Raw genomic sequence first — 9,677 nt, forward strand, 5'->3', positions numbered from 1 at the left:
ACGTCCTCACCAGGCTTACCCGAACCATCCTCGTATACCGGCTCGTAGTCCAAGTTCTGGTTCGGAACCTTCGGGTTGGTCTTGTCTTCCTTCTCCTTCTCATCCGGGATGCCGTCACCGTCATCGTCCGGATCCTCGGTATCAGGCGTGCCATCACCATCGGTGTCCAGCTTGAACTTCGCGGTCGCGTCGTCGGTGGAACCATCCGGGTAAGTCACAACAACCGGAACATCGAATTCCTCAACGGTGTCCTTGTTCAACTTGGATTTGTCCGGGAAGGTGACGGTGATCTCGCCGGTGTTCTCGTCGATCTCGACGACATAGCCCTCAGGCGCCGCGAAACCATCAGTGATCTTGAACTTCGAGCCCTCAGGAGCAGTTGCCTCCTTGCCATCCTTGTCGGTGAAGGTCGGCGAAGACTTCGTCTCCTTGCCCGGGACAACAAGCTTGTCCTCGTAGGACGGCTCGTAAAGGTCAGCGTCCTTATCGACAGGAGCCGGAACGTCCTTGTCGGTCACCGTGACAGTGACGTCAACGGTGTCCTTGGAGCCATCCGGGTAGGTCACAACAACCGGAACCGTGATCTTGTCACCCGGCTTGGCATCCTCCGGAATAGTCACCGTGATCTCGCCGGTGTTCTCATCGATGGTCACACCGTCCGGGGTGTTCTCACCCGGAGTGAAGGTGGTGCCATCCGGCGGCGTGGTCGGGTTGCCATCCTTGTCCTTGAACTCCGGAGCAGGAACGGTCACGTCCTCACCAGGCTTACCCGAACCATCCTCGTATACCGGCTCGTAGTCCAAGTTCTGGTTCGGAACCTTCGGGTTGGTCTTGTCTTCCTTCTCCTTCTCATCCGGGATGCCGTCACCGTCATCGTCCGGATCCTCGGTATCAGGCGTGCCATCACCGTCGGTGTCCAACTTGAAGTTCGCCGTCGTGTCGTCGGTGGACTTGTCCGGGTAAGTCACCGTCACCGGAACATCAAACTCCTCAACGGTGTCCGCGTTGAGCTTCGACTTATCCGGGAACGTCACGGTGATCTCACCGGTGTTCTCGTCGATAGTGACCACGTAGCCCTCAGGTGCCGTGAAACCATCAGTGATCTTGAACGTCGAGCCCTCAGGAGCGGTCGCGTCCTTGCCATCCTTGCCGGTGAAGAACGGCGACGACTTCGTCTCCTTACCTGGGACGACGAGCTTGTCCTCGTAGGACGGCTCGTAGACGTCTGCGTCCTTGTCGGTCACTGTGACGGTGACGTCAACGTTGCCCTTCGTGCCATCCGGGTAGGTCACAACCACCGGAACGGTGATCTTGTCGCCCGGCTTGGCGTCCTCCGGGATGGTCACCGTGATCTCACCGGTGTTCTCATCGATGGTCACGCCATCCGGGGTGTTCTCACCCGGGGTGAACTTCGTGCCCTCCGGCGGCGTGGTCGGGTTGCCATCCTTGTCCTTGAACTCCGGAGCAGGAACGGTCACGTCCTCACCAGGCTTGCCGGAACCGTCCTTGTACTCCGGCTCGTAGTCCAGGTTCTGGTTCGGAACCTTCGGGTTCGTCTTGTCTTCCTTCTCCTTCTCATCCGGGATGCCGTCACCGTCATCGTCCGGATCCTCGGTATCAGGCGTGCCATCACCATCGGTGTCCAGCTTGAACTTCGCGGTCGCGTCGTCGGTGGAACCATCCGGGTAAGTCACAACAACCGGAACGTTGAATTCCTCAACGGTGTCCTTGTTCAACTTAGACTTGTCCGGGAAGGTGACGGTGATCTCGCCGGTGTTCTCGTCGATAGTGACCTCGTAGCCCTCAGGAGCCTTGAAGTCCCCTGGAATTGCGAACTTGGAGCCCTCCGGAGCGTCGACCTTCTCCTCGGTCTCGTTGCCATCCTCGTCGACCTTGGTAAAGGTCGGAGCAGACTTCGTCTCCTCGCCCGGAACAACGAGCTTGTCCTCATAGGACGGGGTGTACTCGTCCGCGTCGCGGGTGACCAGCACGGTCCATGCGGAAACATCATTGCCGCCGGAAACCAGGACCACGTTGAAGAAGTCGCCCTTCTTCGCATCATCCGGGATGTCGAAGGTGCACGCTGCGACCTGGGCCTTGATGCCCTTGGACTGGTCGAGCTCGCACTCCTTGAGCACGTTGCCCTTAGAGTCACGCCACTCCACCTTCGACGGCAGCGTGGACAGATTGCCGTGGAACTCCGGGGTCACCGTGACGCCAGGCGCGGCTGGCTTATCCGTCGCGTTGTAATCAGCCGTGATCGACACCGGGGTATACGGCATGACCGCGTAGTTAACGTTGTACAGGGAGTTTAGGTTCTGGAACGGGACGCCGTTGAAATTGATCGGCAGCTGGTTCTCACCAGGGATTGCCGACGCGCGGAAGTTGCCACCGCCGTCGAAGCGCTGGAAGACCGGTGTGTGGAAACCGGTGTAGCCATTCTGGACCACACCGTCCTTGTTCTCCACCCACACGAACACGTGGTTCGGATTGAGGATGTCCTCGCGGATCTGGCCCTTCTCGTACTCACCGAAGCGCAAGGTGTAGCGGCCGTCTGGAGCCGTCTTGCCGTAGACAGTCTTGAGGATGTACTCGGGGTGATCCTCGAGCATCTTCTTCGTCGCGTCGGCAAGCGCGCCCGGGTCGTCCTTGTACTGCTCGTGCAGAACCTGGTTCGCCGCGGCACCATCCTTGGTCAGGGTGGACGCGTAGACGGTGTAGCCGTCAGCGGCCTCGTCAATACCGTTCTTCGACGGGCCAGTAGCCACAATGCCCTTATCGGGGCCACCAGTCTCCAGCCACACGCGACCGGACACGGTGTTCGGAACCTTGGTCTGGGTCGCTGCCAGATCGATCGGGCCCTCCGGATCCTCAACCAGCTTGTCGCCCTTGGCAGCCATCCAGCTTTCTTCGTGGTTTGGCGCAACCTCCTGGTAGAACGCCGCCATCAACTGGATGTTGCCGTCGGCCGCAGCGAAGGAGCCCAACGGCCCCTCAACCAAGCCATTAAAGGAACCGGGCACGAAACCGTTGGCCTGGCGGAACATGACAACCTTGTTGCCACGCTCGTTGGTGAACGGCTCCACCCAGATGCGGTGCTTTTGGTCAGTGCGAGCCGACCAGGTGTGCTCACGGCCCAGCTTGTCGGTCCAGGTAATGCCCTTATCACCAGTACCGAACGCGAACGTGCCCTGACCACCATTACCGCCAACTACATTCGGTAGCGTGTGCGTCTTCGCGCTGAAGATCGGCGAGTAGGAGCCATCCTTGTCACGGAACTGCGCATACACGGTGATGCCGTCCAGTTTCACGTTGCCGTTATCGTACGCAGCACCCGGGTTACCGCCTGGGGTGGCCATATAGACGTGACCGGAGATCAAGCCCTTACCAACACCGTGTGCATCAGTCAGGTTCGCGGCCTTGGTGACACGACCGCTGGCGATCATGTCCGCATCAATGATTCCGTTCTCATCAACCACCGGAGAAGGCGAATTCTGCTCAGACTCAGCAGCAGGCGCTTCCTCCTGCGCGAACGCAACTGGCTGTGCGAACGGCGCAACCAACGCAAACGACAGCGCGGCTGCGGCAATGGAAGTGCCGCGGCGGCGGGAAATGTAGTTCTTCTTTACCGAAATTCCTTCCCTCGAAAATGATCCTTCGGTTAGATAGGTGCATCTCTTTGTACGCTGAATTTGACACGTGTCACACAGAGACGACATAGCCGAGCGTAAGGAGTTAGACAAGTGTCCGCAATATTTTGTTTCTTTCACTTGATAATGCTTTTAATTCTTTAAGCTTCTTCAAAGCGTTCGCACCGCTCCACAAGGCAAAACCCACACCGCAATCCCCCTTTTCTTAGGTTGTGAGTTTTTGCATAGGGTCGCTTGCTGACGGTGGGGTTGGTGACGATCACATAGTGCCATCAACGCACGTTCTCACCCCTCAACTTGAGGCGCGAGGCAGCGTGGCGTACATTGTGCGCACAGGTTCTACACGTTGCTTGAAGACCTCACCACACAAAAGTAAGGACAGTGGTCCCTATGACTCAGCCAAAAGTTAAGCGACTTCACCTCAGGACAACAGAGGTCCAGGACGAGACGCTACGAAGTGCCGCCGAAGCCCAGGATGTTCCGGTGTCCGATTTCGTGCTCGGCAGCGCAATGATCGAAGCGGAAAAGATTCTTGCCGATCGCCGTTGGTTCGAATTGAGCGACGAAGACTTCGCCAAATTCGAGAAAGCCCTCGATACCCCCGTCGACGGCACGAAACTAGCGCGCCTTCTCGCATCCGACTCCGTCTTCGGAAAGGAGTTCCACCTTGACTAGGGACATCATCCAACCTCCGCGAACGATCGAAAAGGAAGATGATGTTGCAGGTTTCTCCTGCGGGGTGGAAAGCCTAGACAAGTGGCTCAAAGAAAACGCTTGGAAAAACCAACGCGCCAACAATTCTGTCACCTACGTGACAACGCTTAACGACAAGGTAGTTGGTTACTACGCTCTCACATCGGGCGGAGTCAGCCGAGATGCCCTGCCCAAGCGATTCCGCAACAACCGTCCCAAGGATGTTCCGATCATCCTTCTGGGGCGGTTCGCTGTCGATTCGCGCGCTCAAGGCAGACAACTAGGCAAATCCCTATTACAGGACATGTTTAGACGCGCGATCGCCGCAGCGGAGATAATCGGTGCGGCAGCGATCCTCATCCACGCACACGATGAAAGCGCAAAACAGTTCTACCTCCATAACGCTAACTTTCATGAAATGCCAGGAGAACCGCTCCATCTCCTCCTGCCGGTGGAATCACTGATCCAACAAGCCCAGAACTCTTAGCATGCGGCGCCTCCACGCTTCCAACTCAATCGGCACAACGGTAGGCGTATCCCTCAGGGTTTCAGGCTCCCACAACCACATCGATCCCGTCGGCATACCGGCGGGCAAAGCATCAATCAGAAACTGGATACTCTCTAGTGGCGCATCCCTATTGCAGCGGTATGAAGCGGCGACGAGATTGAAATGATTGAGCGTGCTGACCAGCGACCCCTCCTCTACCGGTTGGTAGAGCTTCAACGTCTCCAAGGCGCGCTCCGGGTTTTCTCCAATAATGCAGAACCCGAAGTTTCTCTTCACCTCTGGCTCATTAGGAAACAGGTTTATGTTTTCACTTGCCAGGTTGACCGCCTGGTCCACGTCACCTTTGTCTAATGCGGCAATTACGGATTTCTGTGCTTTCTCCAGCTCAGCCAATGGCCCCCGCTGATAGGGCGCAATTTGTGAAGTCGCGCGCCTAGCGAGCTCTTGGGTTACATCAAACAAAGAGACTCTGCGTTCCTCCAGAAGACCAACGTCAAATTGGGCTAATCCCTGAACCGCACCGGGCTTCGTTATGAAAGTCAGCTCCCACAGCAGGGACTCACTAGCCCACTCGTCTAGATACGTTTTTGTAAACCGCTCACATACCCAAACCGTTGCGTCACGGCCATTGAGCAAAAACAGATCCTCATCATCGGCAAGAGACTGGTCTGTTGAGTAACGCCACCCAACGAGATGCGCAATAGGCGCCTCTTGAAGCCAACGTTGCACCTCCCGAACAAAAGACCCATTCATCGCCCTAGCTCGGGCCAAGCTCCGGTCTCCTGCTGCTACGCCTTGAAGCTCTGGACTTGCAATAAGAAGATCAGCCCATTCTCCCAGAAGCAGTTCATCACTCCCGCGTTCTTTTTCCAGCACGAGCTGCCGGCACGCTAACGCTCCTTCAAGGACAAAATCGATCAACATCGGCCCGAATCCAGTTCGGATGATCGCATCGGCGGACAGACCGCGATCGGCCAACTTGCCAAGTGCGGACGTGATTTGAGTATCACGACGCAACCTGTCTGGGACGTTCAATCGCCGCAGATTGTCCGAGACAAGCCGAAGGAGCTGCGCAGTCGTCTAGCAGCTCGTTGGCTCACCCGGGAGGTGCACATAATCTGCCCCTACGCCCTCTGAGTGATCAGCCGAGGAAACGAGTAACTCACTTAGTGTTTCACAAGTCCGTAGCCCGTTGCACAACCGATGGTCAGTGACGCTACATTCTTGGCTGGCAGCGGCAACATAATCGGCCAGATCACGTCCGCCCTGTGCCACTTCCCCTACCGCTCCATGATGTCGTGGCGCACGATGGTCTGGTCGCGGCCCGGGCCGACACCGATGTAGGAGATCGGTGCGCCGGAGAGTTCCTCGAGGCGCAGCACGTAATCCTGGGCCTTCTGCGGCAGCTCCTCAAAGGTGCGGCAGCCGGTAATGTCCTCGTCCCAGGCGGGCATCGTCTCGTAGATCGGCGTTGCATGGTGGAAGTCGGTTTGGGTCATCGGCATTTCGTCGAAACGCTTGCCGTCCACGTCGTAGGCCACACAGATCGGGATCTCGCCGATGCCGGTAAGCACGTCAAGCTTGGTCAGGAACAGGTCCGTAAAGCCGTTGACGCGGGAGGCGTAGCGCGCGATCACGCTGTCGTACCAGCCGGTGCGGCGCACGCGGCCGGTGTTCACGCCAACCTCACCGCCGGTGACCTGCAGGAACTCGCCCCACTTGTCAAACAGTTCCGTCGGGAACGGACCCGCCCCAACGCGGGTGGTGTACGCCTTGATAATGCCCAGCACGCCCGTGATGCGAGTCGGGCCGATACCCGCACCCACACATGCGCCGCCGGCGGTCGGGTTCGAGGACGTCACGAACGGGTAAGTGCCGTGGTCCACGTCCAACATGGTGGCTTGGCCGCCCTCCATGAGGACGTGCTTGCCGGCGGAGAGGGCGTCGTTAAGCATGCGCTCCGCATCAATCACCATCGGCTCGAGGCGCTCCGCGTAACGACCGAAGTAATCCATCGTCTCCTCGACCGAAATCGCGCGACGGTTATACATCTTGACCAGCATCTGGTTCTTCACATCGAGCGCAGACTCGATCTTCTGGCGCAGGATGGACTCGTCGAAAACGTCCTGCACGCGCAGGCCCACGCGAGCGACCTTGTCGGCGTAGGTCGGGCCGATGCCGCGACCCGTCGTGCCAATCGCGCGCTTGCCCAAGAAACGCTCCTGCACACGATCCAACTGCTGGTGATACGGCGCCACCAAATGCGCATTCGCACTGATCTTCAACCGCGACGCATTCGCACCGCGCGCCTCAAGGCCGTCAATCTCCTCGAACAACGCCTCAAGGTTGACCACCACACCGTTGCCCAGAATCGGGGTGGCGTTTTCGGACAGGACGCCGGCGGGCAGCAACTTCAGCTCGTACTTCTCCCCACCGACAACCACCGTGTGCCCAGCGTTATTACCGCCGTTGGGCTTAACCACGTAGTCGACCCGACCGCCGAGAATGTCAGTTGCTTTGCCTTTGCCCTCGTCGCCCCACTGGGCGCCCACGATGATGATGGCGGACATCACGCACTCCTTAAATATGGCGTATGAACGGGCATATTGTACCGTGAGCGCCATGCGGCTCATCCACTGCGCATGCGGCGCGTCCCCCGAACCCTCAATTCCGGGCGCAGAAACGTTCCAACTCCCCGCGCACCCCACCCAGCGCGACCTCAAGTTTCTCGACGCCATCGCGCGCGAAGTGCTCCCCTCAGATCCCACCCCGTCGCTTGACGAGATCCAGAAAAACCCCGCCGTCGACCACCTCGGCGCGCCCACGTTTGCGCCGCAGCAACCCTCTGAGCCGTTGCGTGTTGTGGTGTCCGGCAGCGACCGTACCCTCGGGCTCGTGCTCACCCGCCTGATGCGCGCGGATTGCATGTGGGTGGAGATCGGGTACGTGCCCGCGGATCCGCAATCGCCCGCGGCGGTGCTCTGGGGCGCGGAGTCTGCGGATCTTGCTGCAGGCGGGCCCGTGCGGCCCATCCCCTGCATCCGCACCGACTTCGGCGAGGTCGTTGCAGGATCCGCGGAGCTCTTTACTGACGACGGCGCCACGCCCTACTACGGCGAAGTCGTCGTCGACTCGGACGTGCTGGTCCACCCCGGCGTCGAATACGGCGCACGCCTCGTACCCACCGTCGACGCGCCCGGCATCGCCGCCGCCCCCTTCACCAGCCCACTCGTACCCACCCGCCGCTTCCTACGCCGCCAGCCCGTCGCACGCCTCGACGGCAACCGCACCCTCACCGGGCGCGCCCTGCAATCCGGTGGCAACGAGATCGCAGTGCGTATCGACGACCACCTGCGCCCCCGGCCCGTCTCCCGCGTCACCTTCTACCGCCACCTGCGCGACATCCAAGCGGTCCGTTCGGCATAGTTTCAGGAATTATATTCACGCTCTGGCGGACTTCACATTTCGCGTTTTCTCTATGCGATTGGTAGCTCGCTGTTACCTAACTGTCACATTGCGTTCATTTCGCTGAACGTTTTGCCACCTTTCAGATTTTCGTTTCCGCTGGCTGTTGGCGGTTTCCATGGGACTACCTGAACTTGTCGTGTTTGTCGCTCGAACACCCGTTCTACTTTTCGAGGCTCAGGTTGGGTCCGCTGCCAGAACGGTTGATCGTCGTTACGGTCGGAATCGTTCTCGCAACAACAAATCAAAAGGAGAAACAACAATGACTAACCTCAACCGCATCGAGGATCTTGCAAACGCAACCGCATACGACGTCAACGGCGACAAGGTCGGCGGCGTCAAGGACGTCTACGTCAACGACTCCACCGGCCAGCCGGACTTCGTCTCCGTTAGCCACGGCCTGTTCGGTGGCGGCGACTCCATCGTCCCACTGCGCGGCCACGTACTTCGCGACGGCGAACTGCACCTCGCATTCTCCAAGGACCGCATCGAGGACGCACCGGATCTCGACGAAAACGGCCACCTGACCACCCAGGACCAGGACGCCTTCTACCGCCACTACGGCCTGGAGACCACCGAGGACGTGACCACCTACGAGACCGGTAAGCACGCCGCTGCTGGTGCCGGTGTCGGTGCTGCTGGTGCTGCGGGTGCTGGTGCCGCGGGTGCTGGTGCTGGTGCCGGTGAGCGTGGTGTCGTCGATAATGAGCGCGCCGCTGCCGCAGACCGCACCACCGACGTCGACGGCGAACTGATCCGCTCCGAGGAGCAGCTCAACGTCTCCAAGGACCGCGTCGAATCCGGCCAGGTCAGCCTGCGTAAGTACGTCGTCGAGGAGACCGAAACCGTCGAGGTCCCGGTCGAGCGCGAGGAAGTCCGCATCGTACGCGAGCCGATCACCGACGCAGACCGCGCAAACTACGACGGCAACATCGGCGAGCAGGAAGCATCCGTCACGCTTCACGAGGACCGCGTCACCGTATCCAAGGAATCCGTCCCGGTAGAGAAGGTTTCCCTGGAGAAGGACACCGTCCGCGACACCGAGCGCGTCTCTGAAGAGGTGCGCAAGGAGCGCTTCGAGACCGACGGCGTCGTCGAAGACAACAAGTAAAACCTGTATAGGGGTTTAGCCCCTGGCGTTCGCCCCTGGCGTTCGCCCCTGGCTTTCGCCCCGGTTGGGAATGTTCCTAACCGGGGCTTTTTGCTGTTCGTTTTGCTGATCGTCTAGCTCGGCTAGGCTCCCTACTAGACGATCAGCATTCGGGTTCGAAGTTTTCCCAGGTGATATTGCACATGATGTTCGGTAGCGGCGAGATCGTCTAGTTGTGCCGTGTCATGTCTCATGACTTTTTGGACATGGA

General features: G+C 59.2%; 7 protein-coding genes. 4 read left to right on the forward strand and 3 right to left on the reverse strand.

All coding sequences use genetic code 11. From position 1 onward, the window contains the following. A partial coding sequence (locus tag HMPREF2617_RS04290) for a YPDG domain-containing protein (RefSeq protein WP_210400813.1) occupies positions 1–3,563 on the reverse strand: 3,563 nt, incomplete at its 3' end. Between the two features lie 477 nt (positions 3,564–4,040). Here HMPREF2617_RS04290 and HMPREF2617_RS04295 point away from each other — a divergent pair. After that, positions 4,041–4,325, forward strand: coding sequence for a type II toxin-antitoxin system TacA family antitoxin (locus HMPREF2617_RS04295; RefSeq protein WP_070422119.1), 285 nt, complete (start codon positions 4,041–4,043; stop codon positions 4,323–4,325). Continuing rightward, on the forward strand, positions 4,318–4,830 hold the full coding sequence (locus HMPREF2617_RS04300) for a GNAT family N-acetyltransferase (protein ID WP_070840110.1): 513 nt from the start codon (positions 4,318–4,320) through the stop codon (positions 4,828–4,830). Before HMPREF2617_RS04295 ends, HMPREF2617_RS04300 begins: the two co-directional genes overlap by 8 nt. Here HMPREF2617_RS04300 and HMPREF2617_RS04305 read toward each other — a convergent pair. Together HMPREF2617_RS04305 and HMPREF2617_RS04310 are read right to left on the reverse strand one after the other, a co-directional pair. Further along, positions 4,801–5,886, reverse strand: coding sequence for a hypothetical protein (locus tag HMPREF2617_RS04305; RefSeq protein WP_141739371.1), 1,086 nt, complete (start codon positions 5,884–5,886; stop codon positions 4,801–4,803). The genes HMPREF2617_RS04300 and HMPREF2617_RS04305 overlap by 30 nt on opposite strands. A gap of 245 nt (positions 5,887–6,131) precedes the next feature. Beyond that, positions 6,132–7,421 carry an adenylosuccinate synthase gene (locus tag HMPREF2617_RS04310; RefSeq protein WP_070451081.1) on the reverse strand — a complete coding sequence of 430 codons (1,290 nt, stop codon included), beginning with the start codon at positions 7,419–7,421 and terminating at the stop codon, positions 6,132–6,134. A 52-nt stretch (positions 7,422–7,473) separates the two neighbouring features. On the opposite strand from HMPREF2617_RS04310, the gene HMPREF2617_RS04315 reads away from it, so the two are divergent. Together HMPREF2617_RS04315 and HMPREF2617_RS04320 are read left to right on the forward strand one after the other, a co-directional pair. Then, on the forward strand, positions 7,474–8,277 hold the full coding sequence (locus tag HMPREF2617_RS04315; protein ID WP_083323196.1) for a hypothetical protein: 804 nt from the start codon (positions 7,474–7,476) through the stop codon (positions 8,275–8,277). 301 nt (positions 8,278–8,578) lie between these two features. Beyond that, positions 8,579–9,427 (forward strand): PRC and DUF2382 domain-containing protein, encoded by an 849-nt coding sequence (locus HMPREF2617_RS04320; RefSeq protein WP_070840117.1) that lies wholly within the window; start codon positions 8,579–8,581, stop codon positions 9,425–9,427. Positions 9,428–9,677 lie beyond the last annotated feature (250 nt).

Source organism: Corynebacterium sp. HMSC070H05, from assembly GCF_001837615.1.
Classification (GTDB): domain Bacteria; phylum Actinomycetota; class Actinomycetes; order Mycobacteriales; family Mycobacteriaceae; genus Corynebacterium; species Corynebacterium coyleae.